Below are 20,975 nucleotides of genomic sequence, written 5' to 3'. Positions count from 1 at the left end.
ATGCGCAATCGCTATATTTTCTTGATCGAAAATATCCGTCGCACTAATTAATGCTTTCCCGGGCGATTTTCATCGACGCGGGGGAGGGCCCGCGACCCCATTGCGCCTATCGAAAATCACCAGAGATCAGACGGAGATAGCATATGAGTTTTAGCTACGGTTTTGCTGGCGAATCAAATGGTAGACCGGTACGAGTCGGGTTGATCGGAGCAGGTAAATTCGGATCGATGTTTCTCGCGCAAGTTCCGACAAGTAAAGGTTTGACGGTTACGGTGATCGCTGACCTGGACGAGCATCGTGCACGTAATGCCTGCCTGAACGTAGGCTGGACCGAAACGATGGCAGACAGGGTGCGCTTTACCGCGAATGCTCTATCACTTATCGAGGATCCCGACGTCGACGTAGTGATCGAAGCCACAGGTCACCCGTCAGCCGGCATACGACATGCTCGCGCAGCTATCGCTTCACGCAAGCACATTGTGATGGTGAATGTAGAGGCGGATGTTCTCGCTGGCCCACTGCTGGCCCGACAGGCGCGTGAAGCGGGTGTTGTTTACACGCTGGCATATGGCGATCAGCCAGCGTTGATTTGCGAAATGGTCGAGTGGGCGCGGGCATGTGGATTCGAAGTGCTCGCGGCAGGAAAAGGCACACGCTATCTACCTTATTTTCATCAATCAACTCCTGAGACGGTTTGGCAGTATCGAGGAGTTAGCCCGGATGATGCCAAGAAAGGTGGAATGAACGCGCAGATGTTCAATTCATTCATTGATGGAACAAAATCGGGCATCGAGATGGCCGCAGTCGCAAATGCGACTGGCCTTGCACCTGCGCCCGATGGGCTTGGTTTCGTACCTACATCAGCTGAAGAGCTTGCCAATCGAATCAACCCAAGTACGTTGCATCATCGCGGACAAGTCGAAGTCGTCTCAAGCGTCGAGCGCGATGGTTCTGTGATTCCTGGCAATCTACGCTGGGGCGTCTATGTTGTTTTCGCAGGCGGCAACGACTACACGAGGCGATGCTTTAAAGAGTATGGCGTCAAGACTGACCCCACAGGGGATGTGGCGGCACTTTATCGACCATTCCACCTCATTGGGCTGGAGTTGAACGTATCCATCTTCTCGGCCGCGTTACGCGGGCAAGCGACCGGCGCACCCACTGGATTTGTCGCTGATGTAGTGGCCACCGCCAAGCGCGATATTTCGCCGGGGGAGATTCTTGACGGTGAAGGAGGCTATCTCGTGTGGGGAAAGCTCATGCCTGCTCGCGACAGTCTGCTCAAAGGCGGGCTACCTATCGGTCTGGCGTCGAATGTTCGCGTTAAACGAAAGGTCTCGGAAGGGCAAACGCTCACATGGGAGGACGTTGAAATGAACGCTGACGACGAAGCCTTTCGCTTCAGAAAACAGATGGAGCGTGAATTCTCAGCGGAGAGCACAGCATGATTCTCGAGATCGCGGATATCAGTATCAAACCGGAGATGCAACGACAATTCGAGCAAGGGGTCGCCCAAGCCTTGCCAATATTTCGTAGCGCAAAGGGATTCGTTGACCTCGAACTTAGGCGCGGAATTGAAGACCCTTTTCGTTATCACCTGATGGTTAACTGGAATAGCGTCGCGGACCATGTCGAACATTTCCAAGCCTCAGAAGGGTTTCGGGAGTGGCGTAAGCTGGTAGGAGCATGTTTCTCCAAGCCACCTTTGGTCGATCACAGCGAGCGATTATTGAGTACGGCAATCTCCGATTCTTCGGAATCAAGATGAATATGCTGACACTTAAAACTTCATAAACGGCGGCGCGTAGTTCTGCCATCCGCAGTACTCGATGTCAGTTCGCAGCAGCTACAAGGGGAGACATCCATGAAACGCACACTGCAATATTCAAATTTAATAGCTGCAGTAACCGCTCTGTGTGCCATGAGCAGCACATCAATCGCGCACTCTGCACAGAGCTACCCGAGCCAACCGATCCGAGTCATAGTTCCTTTCGCTCCAGGAGGCTCGACCGACATTGTCGCGCGCATAGTGACGCAGCGAATGGCCAAAGAGTTAGGTCAGCCGTTGATTATCGAAAATCGAGCCGGGGCTGGCGGGGCAATCGGTGCCGCCGAAGCTGCCAAAGCCGCTCCAGACGGTTACACCCTATCTATCGCGACCGTCTCTACGATGGCCGTCAATTCAGCTTGTCGCCCCAAGGACTTACCGTATAACCCTATCGCAGACTTTGCGCCAGTGACGAACTTCGTGAATGTTCCTTTCGTCATTGAGGTTAATAATGGATTTCCGGCGCAGAACTTCGAGGAATTTCTGAAGGAACTCAAGCACAAGCCCAATCACTACTCCTACGGAAGTTCGGGTACATGTTCAGTGCTTCATTTATTCGGCGAGTCGTTTAAATCAGCTACCGACGTTGATATCATGCACGTTCCGTACAAAGGAGCTGCCCCAGCGGTCCAGGACACTGTCGCAGGCCAGATCCAGATTATGTTTGACAATCTGCCGGCTTCGATGAGCCAGATTCAGGCCGGAAACCTTCGTCCCATCGCTGTAGCTTGGCCAAATAGATGGCCGACGTTGCCCGATGTCCCAACGCTCGCGGAGGCGGGTTACTCCGAACTTAATCGCCTGGGCTGGTATGGACTGCTTGCCCCTAAGAATACGCCAACCGATGTCATCGATCGTTTGCGTAATGCCGCGGTAATAGCGCTGAAGGATGCGTCGGTCGTTGAGGTTCTCTCAAGTCAAGGAGCAGCCCCTTCGGGTAACACGCCGCAGGAGTTCGCCGTCGAAATCAAGAACCAGTACGACTGGGCACGTGACGTTGTACATCGCAGCAACATCAAACTGCAAAGATAAACGCTTGTCGGCCCCGAGGCTAAGAGCCTGTTGAAATACCGATCTATCGACAGGATGCACATCATCAGCGAAGACAACGCGTCCTGAATCAAAGAGAGGCGATAGAGGAATGGCGGGGCGACCATCGCAGCGACCCGTTGTTCAGGTTCGGCTCATTGAGCATGATGCGACGACTGAGCTTTTTACGAGACGGCCGGGATGGATCCGAAGTTCGCTTTATACGTGAACTCCAACTTGCTCAGCCTTGGCGCAGCGATAGTTGAGCTGTTGGTACAGCTTTTTGTCCACCGGCTATGGGCGTGGGATGGCGGGTTTCCGCCGGCGAAATGCATCCGTGGAGAGGTACCGGAAACCTCCACCCGTCTCTCTATCCATAACACGCATAATGTATATTATGTAAAGTAGCGGATAGAGGCAAACCGTGGAACTTCCGGGCTGGCCCTGTCACTCAGACCGGGTCAGGATCTTCACCGGAACGCTTCATGGCAATCGACTCCCTTCCCGGCGGCATGTCTTCGATTTACCTCGACGCGGCGAAAGCCATCGGGCCCGCTTCTCAGCTCCTGCCTGCGGCCATCCTGCTCGATCGTTATGAGCGTCTTCGTGGCCAAGTGATGGAGCAAGCCAGCCTGGTCAGCGGGCTGAACACCGAATTGCGCGGCCTCGAGCACCAGAAAGCGTTGCTGATGGAACAAGGCCTGCCCGCCGCGGAACTCGACCAGCGGCTCACCGAGCTCTACAGCCAGGGCGCCGAAATCGCCTCACGCGTGAGCGTCGAGATGGCGCGACTCCAGAACATGAGCCAGATGATGTCGCAGGCGTCGGACGAACTGGTACGTGGCATCAAGACGAGTTTCTTCGACCCAGAGGGCACGATTCGCAACCTGCGTTGACGATCGTTCCGGGGCGCGCCGCAGCTCCTGCCTCGTGTGTACGGCACAGTGTTGGCGTTCCGCGGCTTCCGCCTTGCGCCCACGGTTCAGCATCGGCGTTGCGCAGCTTCTACCTTGTGTGCACAGCTCGGCATGGGCGCCCCGAAGCTTCCGCCTCGTGTGCCCGCCTCAACACCCCGATATCCGTCTGAAATCCCGCCTCCGCGCCTTGACGCCAGTCTGCAAATTCTAGTTGACGGCAATATCCGCAAACTAAAGAATAAAAAGACGCGACGCTCGTCGCTTTGCTGGTGCCCAGCAACCCGATTGTTGGCAGTACGAACGCAAGGAACGAGGTCCGCCGCATGTTCATGCCGTCGTTGTATCGATCTCCCCGCCGGTGCCTGTCCGCCGGCGCGCTGCGCCGCCCTCCCCGCGCGGATTCTCTGCCGCCGTGGCGCACCGGCCCGTTCCTCCCGCCTCCCCATTTCCCAAGCGGCACCGCGCCCGCCTGATGATTGATCCTGGCCGCGTGTAAGCCAGGCGAGTTCGACATCGTGTGGGCCACCACGCACGCCAGCGTCGCCGCGCCCTCTCTGGTCTTGTTCACTGGAGCGTCACATGCACTTGAATCGCCGTGCAATGCTTGCTTTGATGGCCGCCGCCGGCACGCTGGCCTGGGGTCGCGTCGGGGCGTCGACGACGCCGCCCAGCGACGAGGTCATCGAGCAGGCGTATCTCTACCTGCTTGGCCGCATGCTGGTGATCCGGCAGGAGCACATGGACCGCGCCGCGCCGAAGTTCGCCTATAACGAGATCGCCTACAACCCGCTGGGGTCGGCGGATTTCGTGAATCCGAATTTCGATGTCGCCTATCTCGAAGCGTGGATCGCGGTCGACGACCGGACGCCGGCGATTCTGACCGTGCCGCAGGTGGCCGAGCGCTATTACACGGCCCAGATTCTCGACGAATGGGGCGAAGTCATCGCCAATATCAATGAGCGCACGTTTGCCTCCCAGCCCTTTGGGACCTACGCGCTGGTCGCGCCGGGATGGCGGGGTGACATCCCTCCGGGCGCCGCGCGCATCGAACTGCATTCGTCCAAGGCCAAGCTGCTCGGCCGCGTCGAGCTCAAGGGCGATCCGCTCGGCGCGGTATCGCTGCAGCGCGGCTTCGAGCTCCGCTCACTGGGCACGCCGCTGATTCAACCGCCCGTGGCCGTGCCGGCCTTCGACAACAAAACGCTGCTGGGGGCCGAGATCTTCGACGATGTCGATGCACGGCTCGGCAGCGCGTTCGATGTGTCGCCCGTGGCGGCCCAGATGCAACAGCAGGTGCGTGCCGTTGCCCGACATGTGGCGTCGTCGCCCGAGGCAAGAGAGGCCGTCGGCAAGCTGCTGCGCGAGCGGGTCGTGCCGCAATTCATCGAATACGCCTTCACCAAGAGCGCGCCCTATCGCAACCACTGGGTGGGCGGCAGCCCCACCGGCAATTACGGCGCCAATTACCGGCTGCGCACGGTGGTGAATTACGCGGGGATCTGGGCGAATACTCGCGACGAGGTCATTTATTTTGTGGCCACGCGGGATGCCAACGAAGAAACGCTGAACGGCGCGAACAGCTACGTGATGCATTTTCCGGCCGACAAGCTGCCGCAGACCGCGGTGAATGCGTATTGGTCGGTGATTCTGGTCGGCGTGCCGGACTATCGCGTCGTGCCTAACGATCTGAAGCGCTACAACTTCAATACCCATTCCGATCTCAAGCTCGAGCCCGACGGCTCCTTGAAAATCGCGATCGGCCCCACGGCGCCGGCCGGCGTGCCGGAATCGAACTGGTTGCCGGCCCCGGCCGGAAAGCCGTTTTCGCTCACCTTCCGCACCTATGTTCCGAAGGACAACGTGAAACAGGGTGACTGGGCCCCTCCTCCCGTGACACGTCTCTGACGTGCCGTCGCCGCGCCGCGGGGCCTGACATGTTTGCTGCCCACGATCGATGGCGCCGTCATCCGCTGAAGAAGCTCTGCCTGCGTATTTCCGGCATCGACCCGCCGGCTCCCCTCCACCGCAAGCCTCTGCTCGACGAGGTGTGCTCATGATCGTTCGCTCTGCCCTGCTCGCCCTCACCTGCATCGCCAGCGTCCAGGCGCAAACCCCCTCTCCGTATCGCTTTGAACGCGGATACCCGACGCCCGCGACCTCGCAGCAGGTGCGCGCCGACCAGCTCATGCAGCGCGCCCTGATCGCCTATCGCTATTGGTATCCCACCGTGTCGATGGAAGGCATCTTCAACGGCAATCGGAGCGCAGGCATCGCCGAGGGCCGGCAATGGGGTATCGCGGCGACCGGGCCGCGGCAGGTGGGCTTCACGCTCAACTCCGACACGCCGTACGGCTCGGCGGTGCTGGACCTGTCGAAGGGGCCGGTGGTGATCGAGCTGCCTCCCGGTCCGCTGATCGGTCTGGTCAACGACCACAACCAGGGATGGGTGCAGGACCTGGGGCTACCCGGGCCCGATGCCGGCAAGGGCGGCAAGCACATCGTGCTGCCGCCCGGCTATGCCGGACCCGCGCCGGCGGGCCATCACGCCGGCCGCTCTCCCACCATCAACAACCTGCTTGCCGTGCGCGCCATGCCGGTCAACGGCGACGTGCCTGGCGCGCTCGACGCGCTGCGCGCGATCAAAATCTATTCGCTCGGCCCCGACGGCACCCCTGGCCCCGCGCTGGCGGCGGTCGACACGACGCAAATGAAGATGGACAGCTCCTCCCTCAAATGGGAAGACAACTTTCAGTTCTGGGAGGTGCTCGACCGCGTGATCCAGCAGGAGCCGATCAACCCCGCGGCCAGCGCCATGTATGGGCTGCTCGCGGAGATCGGCATCGAAAAAGGCAAACCCTTCAAGCCCGACCTGAAGCTGCGCGAGACGCTCACCCAGGCTGCCCGGATCGGCCGCGACCAGATGCTGGTGGCGGCGTTCGACAGCGACCGGCCCGATCGGCGCGCCTGGCCCGACCGGCAGTGGGAATGGGCGGGCCTCGTGCCGGGCAGCGCCCAATTCGAGACCTCGTATGGCGTCGACCTGGACGCGCGAGAGCGGTGGTTCGCGCAGGCGATCGTCACCTCGCCCGCCATGTTCCGCCGTGACCCCGGGGCCGGCTCGCTGTATTGGCTGGGCGCGCGCGATGATCAGGGCGCGTTTCTTGATGGCGGCCAGCGCTACACCCTCACGGTGCCGCAGCCCGTATCGGGCAAGCTATTCTGGTCCGTCACGGTGTACGACAGCCAGACGCGCTCTCAGGTCCAGACGCCGCAGGACAAGGCGGCCTTGCGGTCGCTGTTCGAGTTGAAGGACGTGGACACGTCGCGGCCGCTCACGCTGTATTTCGGGCCGAAGGCGCCGGAGGGCCAGGAGAACCGCTGGATCCAGACCAACCCCGGGCAGGGTTGGTTCGCCTATATCCGCATCTACGGCCCGGAGGCGGCGGCGTTCGACAAGAGCTGGAAGCCCGGCGATTTCGTGCGGGCGCGTTGACCCGGGGCGTCACGCCCAGGGGGTGGAATGTCCTGGAAGTCCACATCCCGCCCTCCGGCCGTATCTGCTGACGGCGGCGGCACGCCGTAACCATTCCGTTTCTGCATGGCTCGGTTCGAAACCCGCATGACCGAGCCCGCGCGTTCGCTCCTACCATGGGACACGGCAGCCACGAGGCTGCGTTCCCGGGGAAGCGCGCATGAACGAATCCTGCACGGCTCGCCTGAAGGCGGGCACGGTCAACGGCCAGCGGCGCGGCGGCGTCTGCCGCTTCGACGCCATTCCTTATGCCGCGCCGCCGGTCGGCCCGCTGCGCTGGGCGCCGCCCCAGCCGGCCGCATGGCAAGGCACGCTCGATGCGACACGGCCCGGGCCGGTGGCGCCGCAGATGCCTTCGCGGCTGCGGGGGGCCATGGGCGACTTCGACGCCGCGCAGTCCGAAGACTGCCTGCACCTGACCGTGTGGACACCCGCGCCCGACGGCGCCCGCCGGCCCGTGGTGGTCTGGTTGCACGGCGGCGCCTGGCAAAGCGGTGGCGGTGCCCTGCCCTGGTACGACGGGGCGCCGCTGGTTACCGCGGGCGATGTGGTGGTGGTCGGTGTGAACTACCGGCTGGCCGCGCTCGGCTGGCTGTGCCTGCCGGGCCAGACCGCCAACGTGGGCCTGCTCGACCAGGAGGCCGCGCTCGACTGGGTGATCGCCAACATCGACGCATTCGGCGGTGATCCCGCGCGCATCACCGTGATGGGTCAATCGGCCGGGGCCTCGTCCATCTGCGCGATGCTGACCCGCGCGCCGCGATTCGATCGCGCCATTCTTCAGAGCGCCGCGCTGGGCCGCGGCTTTCGCGGTGCCGACCAGGCCGAAGCCATCGCGCACGCCATCATGCGCGCCTGCGGCGTCTCTCACCTCGACGCCCTGCGCGACGTGCCGGTGGCCGCGTTGTTGCACGCGCAACAGGACGCCGGCGTCCTCGCCGCCCTCGATGCCGAGGGCGCGCACCGCTCGCTGTTCGGGCCGGTGGCCGACGGTGCGGTCCTGCCGCAAGACATGCACGCCGCGCTGGACGCGGCCGCGGGGCTGGCCGACGTGCTGGTGAGCTACACGCGCGACGAGATGGCGGCCTTTCCCGGCATGGGTCGCGACGGCCCCGGCCAGGCGCTGGGCGAGTCGATCTTCGGGGCTCCCGCGCGAGCCTGGGCGGCCAACGCGGCGCGCCTGGGCCGCCAAGCCTGGCTGGCGCGCTTCGACGTGGCGCCCACCGAGCGCTTCGGCGCCTGCCACTGCATCGATCTGCCGTTCGTGTTCGGCACCCTGCCCGCCTACACGGGCGCGCCCATGCTGGCGGGCCTGGACCCACACGAGGCGCGTGCGCTGGCGGATCGAACGCAGCGCGCCTGGCTGGCCTTCATTCGCGGCGAGGCCCCCGACTGGCCCGCCGCGCCGCACCAGCAGCTGCTCGCGGCGCACTGACTTCACCTCAAACAACTCATAAGGGGAACATCATGATCAAACGGGCGATTCGCGCGGCCTTGGGCGCCGTGTTGCTGGCCGCCGCCGTGCCTGCGCTGGCGGCCTTTCCGGACAGACCGGTGCACATCATCGTGTCGAACCCGCCGGGCGGGCCGGTGGATGTGATGCTGCGCGTGCTCGCGGCCAAGCTGAGCCAGCAATGGAATCAGCCGGTGGTGGTCGAAAACCGGCCCGGCGCGTCGGGCATCATCAGCACCGGCGCCCTGCTCAAGGCGCCGGCCGACGGCTATACCCTCGGCATGGTGGTGGCCTCGACCGTGACCATCGTGCCGTTCGCGGTCGACAAGCTTCCCTTCGACCCACAGAAAGACCTGCAGCCGATCGCGCTGGTCGCCCGCACGCCGTTTCTGTTCATCGTGGCCGCGGACAGCCCGCTGCGCACCTGGCAGGACTTCGTGGCCGCCAGCAAGCAGCGCAACCTCACCATGGGCTCGTTCTCGATCGGCACGGCGTTTCATCTGGTCTGGGAGCAGACGGCACAACGCGCGGGCATCAAGGCTCTGTATGTGCCCTCCTCTTCGTCCGGCAAGACGCAGACCGATCTCGTGGGCGGGCAGCTCGACGTGGCGCTCGATGCATTCTCGAGCGCCAAGGGGCTGATCGACGGCGGCAAGGTGCGCGCCCTTGCAATCACCAGCCCGCAGCGCTTCGGCGGTCTGCCGGGCACGCCCACGCTGGCGGAATCCGGCCTGCCCGGCTACGCGCCGCAGCCCTGGATCGGCCTGATGGCACCCACGGGCGTGCCGCCCGAACGCGCGCGGCTGATCCAGCAGGCGGTTGCGCAGGCGCTTGCGGATCCCGCCATGAAGACCCAGATGGAGACGCTCGGGATGATCCCCATCGGCGGGACCGCCGAAGACCTGGCACAAACGATCACGACCGACCGCGCCGAGATGGAGCCGCTCATCAAGGCGCTGGGCATCCGCCTGCAATAGCGGCTGCGGGTTTTCGCGCCGTTGCCCGCGGCGGGCGGGCCGGGAATAATCGACGGTCAACTTCTCCGATGCCCATGACGCCGTTCAAAGGAAAACTCCGCACCCGCCACCTCGAGATCGTGCTCACGGTGGGCGACCTCGGCAATCTGTCCAAGGCCGCGGCGCAGCTGAACTGCACGCAGTCGTCGCTGTCTCGCGCCGTGGCCGAAATCGAGGATCTGGTGGGTGCGCGCCTGTTCGAACGCACGGTCAAGGGCACCACGTGCACGCCGCTCGGCCTGGCCATGTGCCGGCACGCGCGCCAGCTGCTCAGCGGCTACCGCAAGGCCGAGGTCGACCTGGCCGCGCTCGTGCGCGGCGAGGCCGGCAGCCTCACGGTCGGGTGCTTCACGCTGTTCTCGGGCTGGCCGGTGGCCGAGGCGGCGCTGCGCTTTCGCGAAAACCACCCGCGCATCGTGCTGTCGGTCGAGGTGGGCACGCACGAACGGTTGATCGAAGACCTGGACGCCGGGTCGCTCGACATCCTCATCAGCCGCTTCGCCTCCACCGTGAACCCCCAGATCTACCGCTCGGTCACGCTGATGCAGGATGCCGTGGTGCTGACCTGCGCGCCTTCTCATCCGCTCGTGGGCCAGCCGGACGCCACGCTCTCCGACTATCTCGCGCATCCCTGGATTGCCGCACTGCCCAGCAGCCGCATCCGCGGCGAGCTGGAGTTCGCGCTGCGCCGCCTCGGGCTGCCGATCCCGCGCATGGTCGGGGCGTTGTCGCTGGAGTTCGGCCGCGAGATGATGCGGGCGGGCCAGGATCTCTGGCTGCTGCCGGGCAGCGTGGCGCGCGTGTGGCAGGCGCGCGGCGAGCTGCATGTGCTGCCGGTCTTGCCGCCGGTCAAGCCCTCTCCCCTCGCCGCCATCTGGCGCCGCGACCGCCCGAGCAATCGGCAGATGCGCGCGTTCGCCACGCAGATCGCGCGCGTGATCCAGCGTTCGCCGCAGGCCCAGGGCGGAGCCGGCGCGTAGGCCACTGAGTCGGGCGCGGGACGCGCGCCCCGTGGGTAAACCCAGCGGGCCTCGGGTCGCAGTTCCGGTGCAATTCTGCGCCACCAGAGGCGCAAAATTGCGCGCCGTGCGCTTCGTACGCTTGATAGCCTGTCGTTTCTCAAATCCGTCCGCGCAGAACCCTCGCGGCGGCAACATCCCAAGGAACCGACATGGCCAACACCGCCCACCCGATCAGCAAGCAAACCGCCTATTTGAACGTGCCGTGGGAAGACGCCTACGGCTACGCGCAGGCCGTCAGAGTCGGCAACGAAATCTATGTGTCCGGGCAACTCAGCCACGACGATAGCGGCAATCTGGTTGCGCCCGCGGCGCTGGATGGTCGCGGTGCGCCCGAGGATTTTTCTGCCATGGAGGCGCAGATGCGCCAGACCTATGTGAACCTTTCCAAGGTACTCGCACAGTTCGGCGCCACGCTGGATAACGTGGTCGAAGAAACCGTGTATGTCCTGGACGTGGACGCCGCGTTTGCGGCGGCGGGCAAGGTGCGCAAGGAGGCGTACGGCACCCAGCGGCCGCAGTGCGCAAGCAATCTGATTGGCGTGTCGCGTCTGGCGATGCCCGCGCAGCTGATCGAGGTGGCTTGCAAGGCGATTCTCGGCCCGGGCGCCGATGCGTAATCGTCCGCTGGCCGGAATCAGACAGGCGTGGCGGGCGATCGCCCTTCGATCAGCGCCTTCTGTTCGCGCACCGCATCCGCGCAGAACTGCATAAAGGTCTGTACCCGTGGCGATACCCGGATGTCGGGATGGGTGAGCAGCCAGAGCTCGTCATCGAGCTCTGGCACGACGGGCCCCATGCGCATCAAGCCCGGCATGACATCGCCGAGCATGCAGGGAAGAAAACCGATCCCCATTCCCGCTGAGATGGCGCTGGAGATAGCTGCCACCGAATCCGCCCGATAGAGAATGTCGGACGCCGCGACGCGCGCGTCGACGTACGGCACCGCACCCAGGCCTGCCAATCGCCCTGCGTACGACACCCAGAGCTGTTCGTAGAGGCGGTCGCCTGCCGGCGTATTGTGGGGAAAGTCGGCCCGACGGCCGTACGCCGCCCAGGCGATCGTGGCAAGACGGCGTCCCGCCAGGGTATCGAGCGGATTCTTGGTGGCGCGAAGCGCGATATCCGACTCGTCGCGTGCGAGGTTCAAGGCGTCGTTGCCCACATACACCTCGATCCGTATTGCGGTGTGGCGCCTCCTGAACGCCGCGATGATGGGCGTCAGAAAATGGAGCAGAAGCGAGTCGCTGGTGGTGATTCGCAGGTTCCCGATGGGCTCCTGCGTGGCGCGGCCGACGCGCCGAGCCACGCTGACAATGTCCAGCTCGACGCGCTCGCTTAACGCCCGCAGTTCCTGGCCTTCCGCCGTGAGGGTGTAGCCCGACCGCCGCCGCGTGAAAATCGTGACTCCCAGCGCCTGTTCAAGATGCGCGATCCGGCGCGAGAGCGTAGATGCATTCAACCCCAGTCTGTCGGCAGCGGTCGCACGATTACCCGAATCGCTGAGAGCCTTGACGATCCGAAGGTCGTCCCACGACAGGCTGCTCACGTCTGAATCGCCCGCTCGCGATTGGCCTTCCTTGGGTGGCGCGGTGGCACGGGGGGGCTGATGTCGGACGTTCATAGGCGGTTCATCGGTAAAGTGGCAAGACGCCACTGGCTTGCGCATTCTACGCAACCCTGCCCTCTGCGGTGCCGCTGACGTTTGGCAATACAACGAGCAGAGGACCTGCGATACGATCCCGCATCTTGTGCGCTGCTCCGATGCTGATGCCAGCAAGGGGCGCTCGCACGAACCTTCTACAGGATTATTCATGGTCACCCGCCCGGCGCACGGCTCCGCTTTTGCCGATTTCGATATCGACACCTTCTGGGAAGACCACGCTTACTCACGCGAAAACTATGTCGAGCCCGCGCCCGACGACGCTCGGGTGGCAGCCATCGAGGCGGAACTGGGCTATCGGCTGCCGTCCGCCTACATCGAACTCGCCCGCCACCAGAATGGCGGCGTGGTCGCACGCAACTGCTTTCCGATGGACGAGCCCACGAGCTGGGCCGACGATCACGTCGCCATCACCGGCCTCTACGCCATCGGGCGCGACGCATGCTATTCGCTCTGCGGCGAACTGGGCTCCCCATTCATGATGCGCGAATGGGGCTACCCGGACATCGGCGTGGTGATCGCCACCTGCCCGAGCGCCGGACACGACGTGATCATGCTCGACTACCGTGATTGCGGCCCGCAGGGCGAACCGCGCGTCGTGCACGTGGATCAGGAAGACGACTATCGGATCACCGTCGTGGCGGCCAATTTCGCCGAGTTCATCCATGGCCTGGTCGGCGAAGAAGCGTTCGACGACAGCGAAGCCGAGCGGGCGCAGGCAATCGACATGACCGAGCAAGGATCGCTCTCGCCGATCGTGATCGCCGCGCTGGCCGCGGCCGGCGAGCGCCTGCCCGACGGAGAGCAGGTGCTGCGCGCGCTGGCGCGCCGCATCGTCGAGGCCAAGGGCCACTTCTCGCTGCACACCGACCCGGACTCCCATCTCATGTACGCCCTGATGTTCTGGTTGTACACGCAACTTGCCACGCCCGCGTCGTTCGAGGCCTTCGTGGCGCGGCCGCGCGGCGCCGAGACCTACGACGAGCCCAGCTTCGAGCTGATGATCGTGTTCAATCTGGTGAAAGAGCCGTTCGGGCTGCGCACCGGCGGCTACGCCCAGGACTTCGTGCGCGACTGGTGGAACGCGCGGGTTGCGGCCGGCGATATCGTGTCCGGCGCGGACGGCTTCCGGATGTCGGCGCAGGCCGAGCGCGCGCTGCTGGACGCGCTGACACCGCTGGCCAACCCGGCCTGAGGCCGACCCCCCAGCCCCTTCCGAATACCCTGTTTTGGAGCCTTTTGCCGATGATGCGCCAACGAGTCCTCGCCCTGCTGGTTTCCCTGGCCCTCCCGGGCACGGTGCTGGCCGGGCCGCGCGAAGACCTCGAAGGCAAGCTGACCGCGGCCGTCGTACAGATCCAGGCGCACTACGTCGATCCCATCGACACCCGCCGGGTGGTGATCGCGGGCCTGCGCGGACTGGCGCCGCTGGCGCAGGCGGCCGGCGCGGCGCGGGCCGCGTCGCTCGACGAGGCGATCCGGGCGCAGGACAAGGCGGCGGGCGTCACGCCGCAGGTGCGCCTGCTGACGGATGAGCTGATGCGGTTTCCGGCGCCGCAGGCGCGTGACGCCGCCGTGCAGACCGCGCTCAACGCCATGCTGAACGGGCTGGATCCGCAAAGCCGGCTCATCGCGCCGGTGGAGTTCAAGCCGCCGCCCGCCTCGGTCGGGCTCGAGCTCAAGATGGAGCAAGGCCGCCTGACGGTGGTGCGCGCGCTGCCGGGCGGGCCCGCCGAGAAAGCCGGCTTGCGCCCCGACGACGTGATCACGAGCGTGGACGGACGACCCACCGCGGGCATGGGTCTGGCGCAGGCCGTCTCGCTGCTGCGCGGCGAGGTCGGCACGCTCACGCAGTTGCGGGTGCAACGCGCCGGCGAGGCCGCGCCGCTCGAGATACAGGCCGAACGGGCGCCGGTGCCCGCGCCCGCCGCGCTCACCTGGGACATCGAGGGCCGCGTGGCGCTGGTGCGCATCACGGCGTTCAATGCCACCACCGGCGCCGACTTCCGCGCCGCGCTCGAGGCGGCCGCCGCACAGGCCGGCGCGCCGGTGCAGGGCCTGGTGCTGGACCTGCGGGGCAACGCGGGCGGGCTGCTCGATGTGGCCGAGCACCTCGGCAGCCTGCTGCTGCCGCCGGGCACGGTGATCGCCACGCTGCGCGGCCGTTCGCCCATGAACGAACGCCGCCTCACGGCGCGCGACGGCGACATCCTGCCCGGCGTGCAGATCAGCGTGCTGGTGGATGGCCGCACCGGCGCGGGCGCCGAACTCGTGGCGGGCGCGCTGCAGGACCATGGACGCGCGCTGCTGATCGGCGCGCGCACCACCGGCGCGGGCACGATCCAGACCGTCCTGCCGCTGCCGCGCGACGAGGGTGGCATGCTGCTCACCACCGCCCGCATGCTGCGTCCCTCCGGCACGCCGATCGATCAGGCGGGCGTGACGCCCGATCTGCTCTACGATGCGCCGACCGGCCTGTTCGCGGTGCGCGAGGATCTGGTCTCCGGCTTCAACAAGCGCATCGAACGCCGCATCCAGGCCGCCGTGGCGCGTGCCGAACCGGGCGCCGACCTGCCGCGCGTGGCGGCCGTGGCGGCGCTGGACAACGGCCGCGTGCGCGCGCTCGGTCGCTGAAAGCCGTGGCGGCGCCCGTCAGCACGGCGCCGTCGCTCGCCGCCCTGCTCGCCACGCCCGGCCACGGCCGCGTGCTGCTGGTCGAGGCCGGTGGCGCGGACGCGCCGCACGCGCCTGCCAGCCGGCGGCTGACCGGAGACGTCCGCCACTGCCCGTCGCCGCCAGCGCGGGCACTTGCACGGTTCAAACACAACTGGGGCGCTGATTTCTGTAAAATTAGCAATCATTCCCATTATCGTTTGAACGGAAGCGCCCTTGCCCCCCGCCGACTTTGCGTCCTCCGACGATTTCGTCAGCCTGTACCGAGAGCATCACGGCTGGCTGGTGCAGATGCTGCGCCGCCGGCTCAGCGGCAACACCGACAATGCCGCGGATCTGGCCCACGACACGTTCGAGCGCGTCATGCGCAGCGAGTCGCGCGCCGCGTTCGCCGAACCGCGCGGCTTCCTCACGACCGTCGCCAAGCGCCTCCTGATCGACCAATCGCGCCACCGCGCCGTCGAGCAGGCCTACCTCGACACGCTCGCCGCCCGCAGCGACGCGGTCGAGCCGAGCCCGGAGACCCAAGCCCTGGTCCTCGAGGCGCTGAACGCGGTGTGCCGCATGCTCGAGCAGTTGCCCACGCGGGCGCGCCGGGTGTTCGTGCTGGCGCAGGTCGAGGGCCTGCCCTACCGTGACATCGCCGAGCAGCTCGACATCTCGGTGGCCGCGGTGCAGCGCGACATCGTCAAGGCCTGGGAGCATTGCTATGCGGTGCTCTACTCATGAGCGCGGCCCGCGCCGAACGGCTGCATGCCGACATTGTTCGCGAGGCCGCCCGCTGGATGATGCGGACCGGCGATGCACCCGACGCGGACACCCTGGCGGCCTGTACCGCCTGGCGCCAGGCCGACGCGCGGCATGAGCTCGCCTGGCAGCGCCTCACCGGCATCGGCCAGGAAGTCGGCGGACTCACCGGCGGGCCGGTTTCCGAGACCACCGCCAGCCAGACCATCCTGCGCTATTGCGAGGGGCGCTCGCGTCGCAGCGCGCTGAAGTGGATGGTCGGGGGCGTCGGTCTCGGCGGCCTGACATGGGCCGGCCTGCGCGAGGGCTGGTGGGACGGCTCGACCGTCCATCGCACCGCCGTGGGCCAGCAACAGACCCTGACGCTGGCCGACGGCACCCTGCTCACGCTCAACACCGACTCGACCGTGGCGCTGCACTACGACGCCCGCCAGCGCCGCGTCGACCTGCGCGCAGGCGAGATCCTGATCGCGACGGCGCCCGATCCGGCCGGCCGCCCGTTCACCGTCGAGACCCCGAACGGCCGGCTCACCCCGCTGGGCACGCGCTTCGTCGTGCGGCAACTGGACGACGACGGCGCGGCGACGCGGATCGGCGTGTTCGAGGGCGCGGTGCGCGTGGAACCCCGCGCCCACACGCAGGCAGCGCGGGTGGTGCACGCCGGAGAACAGCTCGAGTTCGATCGCCGCACGCTTGCCCCCGCGTCGCCCATCGAGGGTGGCACACCGGCCTGGGCCGCCGGCATGCTGGTGGCGAACCGCATGCGGCTCGACCGCTTCCTCACCGAGCTCGGCCGCTATCGACCCGGGCTGGTGCGTTGCGACGACGCGGTCGCGCATCGCGAGGTGACCGGCGCTTTCCGGATCGACGACACCGACAAGGCGCTCGAGGTGGTGGCCGGCGTGCTCGATCTCGAGCTGCGCTATCGCACGCGCTATTGGGTCACGGTCGGACCCCGGCAACCCGCCTAGACCTGGCCTCGAAGCGGGCGAAATTGTAACGGCGGCGAAGATTATCGAATCTGGTTCGTTAGACAGAGAGACAGACAGCGAGGCGCCCGCGGTCTGACCCACTCATTCGTCGAACCCCAGGAACTCCAGTCATGGCCGCTCGCCATTCGCCTTCTTCTCCCGCCGCGTCGTCGGCTCCCGGGATGCGCCCCGCGCGCCTGCACCTCGCCGTCCGGATCGCGCTGGCGGCCATCGTGCCGCTTGCCGCGCCCGCCCCGAGCTGGGCCCAGCCCGCCGCTGCGCAAGGCATTCCCTTCGCGATCGCGCCCGCGCCGCTCGATGAGGCGCTGGGCCAGTTCGGCGTCGCCGCGCAGGTGACCGTGGCCGCGTCGCCCGCCCTCACCCGCGGCGTCATGACCCAGGGCCTGTCGGGCCGCTACACGGCCGAGCAAGGGCTGGCGCGTTTGCTGGCGGGCACCGGATTGCAGGCCGTCGCCAACGCCAACGGCGAGGGCTACCACCTGCGCCGCGTGCCGCAGGACGGCGCCTCGATCCTGGCGCCCGTGACCGTGACGGGCCGCCTGGACACGGCCGCGACCGAAGGCTCGGGCAGCTACACCAGCAATGTCGTCACCATCGGCAAGGGCCAACAGACCCTGAAGGAGATCCCGCAGTCGGTCACGGTGGTGACGCGCCAGCGCATGGACGACCAGAATGCCAACTCGCTCGACGACGTGCTCGCCAACAGCACCGGCATGACGCTGTACAAGAGTCCGATGGGCGGCAACTACGTCTTCTCGCGTGGCTTTCGCGTCGACAGCTATCAGTTCGATGGCGTGAACCGCGCCTTCTACTACCCGCAGGCCAACAGTTTCACGAGCAGCACCGTCATCCTGGATCGCGTGGAGATCATCCGCGGCGCCACCGGCCTGTTGCAGGGCGCGGGTTCGCCCAGTGCCGCGGTCAATCTGGTGCGCAAGCGTCCGCTCGCCGAGAACCAGCTCGAGGTGATGGCCAGCGGCGGATCATGGAACAACTATCGCGCCGACATCGACGCGACCGGTCCGCTCAACGAGTCCGGCTCGCTGCGGGGCCGCGGCGTGGTGAGTTACAACGATCGCGACTATTTCTACGATGCCGCGAAGAGCCGCACCGGCGTGCTGTATGGCGTGCTGAGCTACGACCTGAGTCCGTCCACCACCCTGACGGGTGGCGTGAGCTATGAAGAGCTGCGCTCCACGCCGTTTTTCCACGGCCTTCCGCACTATGTGAACGGCGACGATATCGGCCTGAAGCGGTCGACCTCGCTCTCGCAGGACTGGAACCGCTGGAACGGCAAGCAGACGACCGCTTTCGCGGAACTGGCGCACCGCGTCAACGACGACTGGTCGCTACGCCTCACCGGCACGTCCACCCAGGAATCGAACGATTCGAAGTATGCGTTCACCGAAGGCGCGGTCAACGCGATCACGCGGCTCGGCCCCACGATGTACGCGGGGATCTTCGACTTCTCCACCCACAACAAGGCGCTCAATCTCGATGTGGACGGCGCGTTCGAGGCCCTGGGCCGCAAGCATTCGATCAGCGTGGGCGCCAGCATCAACGAGCTCACGAGCAAGAACGACTTCGCGACCGCCCGCCTGAATCGCGCGGTGAATGTCTGGGATCCGGACCACCACGTGCCCGAGCCCTCCGACGACTGGCTGCGCGAGAACGCCTACCGCGGCGCCGCCACCATCATCAAGATGAAGCAGACCGGCGTGTACGGCGTGGGCCGATTCAGCCTGGCCGACCCGCTGACCCTGGTGGCCGGCGCGCGCGTGAGCTGGTACGAGAACACCGGCCGCTACCGTGACGGCGGCGCGGCGTACACCGACCCGTACAAGGAGAACGGTGTGGTCACGCCCTACGGCGGCCTGATCTATGCGTTCAACCCGCAGTGGTCCGGCTATCTGAGCTTTGCAGAGATCTTCGAACCGCAGAACTCGCTGGATGCCTCGGGTCAGCTGCTCGATCCCATCGTGGGCAAGAACTACGAAGCCGGCATCAAGGGCGAGCTGCTCGACGGCCGGCTCAACACTTCGTTCGCCGTGTTCCGCATCGATCAGAAGAATCGCGCGCAGCAGGACCTCACCAGCACCTGCACGGTAGGCGATATCTGCTATGTGTCGAGCGGCAAGGTACGCAGCCAGGGCTTCGATGCCGAGATCAGCGGCGAGATCGCGCGCGGCTGGCAGCTGTTCGCGGGGTACACGTTCAACACGCTCAAGTTCCTGAACGACACCGAGGTGTCGAGCACCAACTTCGGCCGCACCATGACGCCCAAACACATCTTCCGCCTGTGGTCGGACTACCGGCTGCCGGGAGAATGGTCGGCCTGGACCCTGGGCGGCGGCGTGAACTACCAGACCGGCAGCTACACCGAGACGCGATCGGTGCGCGTCTCGCAGGCTCCCTACGCCGTCTGGAACGCGCGGGTCGGCTACCAGATCAACAAGAACTGGTCGGCCGCGCTGAACGTGAACAACCTGTTCGACAAGACCTACTACCAGACCATCGGCGCACCCGGCTGGGGCAGCTTCTACGGCGAGCCGCGCAGTGCCACCTTGACGGTGCGCGGCACCTTCTGACGCAAGGCCCGCGGTGTGCGCGCAGGCATGCGCTAGCGCGGCGGATCGAACGTGACCGTGACCGGGCCCTTGCGGTCCGTCTGCACCGACGGCGGCCAGTACGAGGGCTGCGCGTGCCGCACGCGCAGCTCGGTGTTAGAGACCCAATCGAGCTGCAGCTGCTCGACGGGCCGGGGGCTCAGGAACATGAAAAGCACCGGCGGCATCGCCGAATAGCACTGCTCGTCCGCATCAGAACGCGTGACGATCACTTCGAAGCGGGTTTCAGGCGTGAGCGACCCGCGCACCTGACACTCGCGGATCTGCGCGTGATACTGCCCGTCGGGCGACGGCACCAGCTTGACCTGCTTGTTGGTATTCAGGCAACCCGCGAGCAGCAGGCAGGGCAACAATCCAATCAGAAGTTTCTTCATCGTTGAGCGAGTGATGTCGTCGGTGTGAAACAGGCGCGCGCCCTGCGGCGCGCGTCAATGGCTGTTGACCCAGTCCTGAGTGTCCTGCACGAACCAGGGCAGATTGAGCTTTTCGCCTTCGCCGGACTCGATGGTCAGGCGTTGGCCCGAGCTATCGGGCGAACGCTGTTGCGCCGAAGGCGACGGGCTGCGGTAATCCACGCTCGACGAGCGCGTGCGCTGATCCGCGCAGGCCGTGATCGACGCGCAGGCGATGGCGGCTAGCAGGAGCCGCGGGGCTGAATGAAGGTTCTTCATGGTGTGGATGATCCGGGGCGGCACACGGGCATTGGGCCCGACGATCGGCGCCCTCAGCCCTCACCATACTCGCAATGCGGTATCTGCGTCAGCGCCGCCTGGCGCTGCCCGGTCGGCACTGGCCCATCGGTCCTGCCCCATCCGCCCGCGACCGACACCGGCGCGGGCAGACGGCGTCCTCAGAAGCTCGGCTTGCGGCTGCGGGTTTGATCCATATACGCGATCCGCGCGTGCATCCACGCGGGATCGTTGAGCTGGATGCTCACGCCGCTGTACTTGAGGACCGCCTGGTTCTGGTCGGGCGAGCAGCCCATGCCGGGATTCGTGCTGGCCTTCAGGCACCACTCGAGATTCAGGTCATTGGGGTAATTCGACTGGCGGCCGTACTTGGCGATCACGGCCTCGGCCATGGCGCTCTTGTTGGCCGGCGTCCAGGGCATCTCGTAGCGGATCTGGGACACCGCCAGCGGGCGCTGCTTGTCCACCGGCACGCGCGGCTCGAAGTGCACCAGCAGTTCGACGCCGTCCTGCTTGAAGCTGAAGTTCATCGGCCGCTTGACGTTGTTCACCGGGTCGAGCGCGGCGTAGCCGATGCGAATGTCTTTCTTCGAGACCTTGAAATGCTGGGCGGCCGCGGCCAGGGCTTCGTCGAAGTCCATGCCGGTCTTGACGCCGGCAACATCGAAGGTTCGTGCATCCACGGAGCGCGGGCCCTGGGCCTGCACGGGCGATGCCGTGGCGAAGACAAGGGCAGAAATCAGGAAAGCGGCTTTCAACTTCAAAATGACATCCTAGGTAAGTAGCGCCC

19 protein-coding genes are annotated in these 20,975 nt (G+C 65.7%); 15 read left to right on the top strand and 4 right to left on the bottom strand.

Going from position 1 to position 20,975, the window contains the following annotated elements; all coding sequences use genetic code 11:
• Positions 1-143 precede the first annotated feature (143 nt).
• From CEK29_RS12825 to CEK29_RS12780, 10 genes are all read left to right on the top strand, one after another.
• Complete coding sequence (locus CEK29_RS12825; protein WP_094858344.1) at positions 144-1,448, top strand: NAD(P)H-dependent oxidoreductase; 1,305 nt, start codon at positions 144-146, stop codon at positions 1,446-1,448.
• Entirely contained in the window at positions 1,445-1,768 is a 324-nt protein-coding gene (locus CEK29_RS12820; protein WP_094858343.1) for an antibiotic biosynthesis monooxygenase family protein, read from the top strand. Before CEK29_RS12825 ends, CEK29_RS12820 begins: the two co-directional genes overlap by 4 nt.
• Before the next feature lie 153 nt (positions 1,769-1,921).
• Positions 1,922-2,860, top strand: coding sequence for a tripartite tricarboxylate transporter substrate binding protein BugE (locus CEK29_RS12815; protein ID WP_094858342.1), 939 nt, complete (start codon positions 1,922-1,924; stop codon positions 2,858-2,860).
• 482 nt (positions 2,861-3,342) lie between these two features.
• Positions 3,343-3,753, top strand: a complete 411-nt coding sequence (locus CEK29_RS12810) for a hypothetical protein (protein WP_094858341.1) — start codon at positions 3,343-3,345, stop codon at positions 3,751-3,753.
• Positions 3,754-4,374: 621 nt separating this feature from the next.
• Positions 4,375-5,679: a DUF1214 domain-containing protein gene (locus CEK29_RS12805; RefSeq protein ID WP_176456899.1), complete on the top strand. Its 1,305-nt coding sequence runs from the start codon at positions 4,375-4,377 to the stop codon at positions 5,677-5,679.
• A gap of 148 nt (positions 5,680-5,827) precedes the next feature.
• A complete protein-coding gene (locus tag CEK29_RS12800; protein WP_094858339.1) occupies positions 5,828-7,267 on the top strand; it encodes a DUF1254 domain-containing protein in 1,440 nt (479 codons plus the stop codon).
• A 199-nt stretch (positions 7,268-7,466) separates the two neighbouring features.
• A complete protein-coding gene (locus tag CEK29_RS12795) occupies positions 7,467-8,741 on the top strand; it encodes a carboxylesterase/lipase family protein (RefSeq protein ID WP_094858338.1) in 1,275 nt (424 codons plus the stop codon).
• Positions 8,742-8,773: 32 nt separating this feature from the next.
• Positions 8,774-9,736: a Bug family tripartite tricarboxylate transporter substrate binding protein gene (locus CEK29_RS12790; RefSeq protein WP_094858337.1), complete on the top strand. Its 963-nt coding sequence runs from the start codon at positions 8,774-8,776 to the stop codon at positions 9,734-9,736.
• Between the two features lie 74 nt (positions 9,737-9,810).
• A complete protein-coding gene (locus tag CEK29_RS12785) occupies positions 9,811-10,755 on the top strand; it encodes a LysR family transcriptional regulator (protein WP_094858336.1) in 945 nt (314 codons plus the stop codon).
• Positions 10,756-10,946: 191 nt separating this feature from the next.
• Positions 10,947-11,414 carry a Rid family hydrolase gene (locus CEK29_RS12780; RefSeq protein WP_094799957.1) on the top strand — a complete coding sequence of 156 codons (468 nt, stop codon included), beginning with the start codon at positions 10,947-10,949 and terminating at the stop codon, positions 11,412-11,414.
• 17 nt (positions 11,415-11,431) lie between these two features.
• Here CEK29_RS12780 and CEK29_RS12775 read toward each other — a convergent pair whose 3' ends face one another.
• Positions 11,432-12,343: a LysR family transcriptional regulator gene (locus CEK29_RS12775; RefSeq protein ID WP_217903883.1), complete on the bottom strand. Its 912-nt coding sequence runs from the start codon at positions 12,341-12,343 to the stop codon at positions 11,432-11,434.
• Positions 12,344-12,608: 265 nt separating this feature from the next.
• On the opposite strand from CEK29_RS12775, the gene CEK29_RS12770 reads away from it, so the two are divergent.
• The 5 genes from CEK29_RS12770 (at position 12,609) to CEK29_RS12750 (ending at position 19,457) form a co-directional block, all read left to right on the top strand.
• Positions 12,609-13,652: an SMI1/KNR4 family protein gene (locus CEK29_RS12770; protein WP_094858334.1), complete on the top strand. Its 1,044-nt coding sequence runs from the start codon at positions 12,609-12,611 to the stop codon at positions 13,650-13,652.
• Positions 13,653-13,702: 50 nt separating this feature from the next.
• Complete coding sequence (locus CEK29_RS12765) at positions 13,703-15,091, top strand: S41 family peptidase (protein ID WP_094858333.1); 1,389 nt, start codon at positions 13,703-13,705, stop codon at positions 15,089-15,091.
• Positions 15,092-15,346: 255 nt separating this feature from the next.
• Positions 15,347-15,859, top strand: coding sequence for a sigma-70 family RNA polymerase sigma factor (locus tag CEK29_RS12760; protein WP_094858332.1), 513 nt, complete (start codon positions 15,347-15,349; stop codon positions 15,857-15,859).
• Positions 15,856-16,848: a FecR domain-containing protein gene (locus CEK29_RS12755; protein WP_094858331.1), complete on the top strand. Its 993-nt coding sequence runs from the start codon at positions 15,856-15,858 to the stop codon at positions 16,846-16,848. The genes CEK29_RS12760 and CEK29_RS12755 overlap by 4 nt, the downstream gene beginning before the upstream one ends.
• A gap of 131 nt (positions 16,849-16,979) precedes the next feature.
• A complete protein-coding gene (locus CEK29_RS12750; protein ID WP_176456898.1) occupies positions 16,980-19,457 on the top strand; it encodes a TonB-dependent siderophore receptor in 2,478 nt (825 codons plus the stop codon).
• A 32-nt stretch (positions 19,458-19,489) separates the two neighbouring features.
• Here CEK29_RS12750 and CEK29_RS12745 read toward each other — a convergent pair whose 3' ends face one another.
• From CEK29_RS12745 to CEK29_RS12735, 3 genes are all read right to left on the bottom strand, one after another.
• The gene (locus CEK29_RS12745; RefSeq protein ID WP_141217915.1) at positions 19,490-19,870 is read right to left on the bottom strand and encodes a hypothetical protein; all 381 of its coding nucleotides are present in this window, start codon (positions 19,868-19,870) and stop codon (positions 19,490-19,492) included.
• 54 nt (positions 19,871-19,924) lie between these two features.
• Complete coding sequence (locus tag CEK29_RS12740) at positions 19,925-20,167, bottom strand: hypothetical protein (RefSeq protein WP_094858329.1); 243 nt, start codon at positions 20,165-20,167, stop codon at positions 19,925-19,927.
• Between the two features lie 179 nt (positions 20,168-20,346).
• Positions 20,347-20,949, bottom strand: a complete 603-nt coding sequence (locus CEK29_RS12735) for a hypothetical protein (RefSeq protein WP_094858328.1) — start codon at positions 20,947-20,949, stop codon at positions 20,347-20,349.
• Positions 20,950-20,975 lie beyond the last annotated feature (26 nt).

It is taken from the genome of Bordetella genomosp. 5, assembly GCF_002261475.1.
In the GTDB taxonomy this organism is placed as follows: Bacteria; Pseudomonadota; Gammaproteobacteria; order Burkholderiales; family Burkholderiaceae_B; genus Bordetella.
Note: the sequence above shows the minus strand (reverse complement) of the source record. Positions and strands in the feature narration are given on the sequence as shown.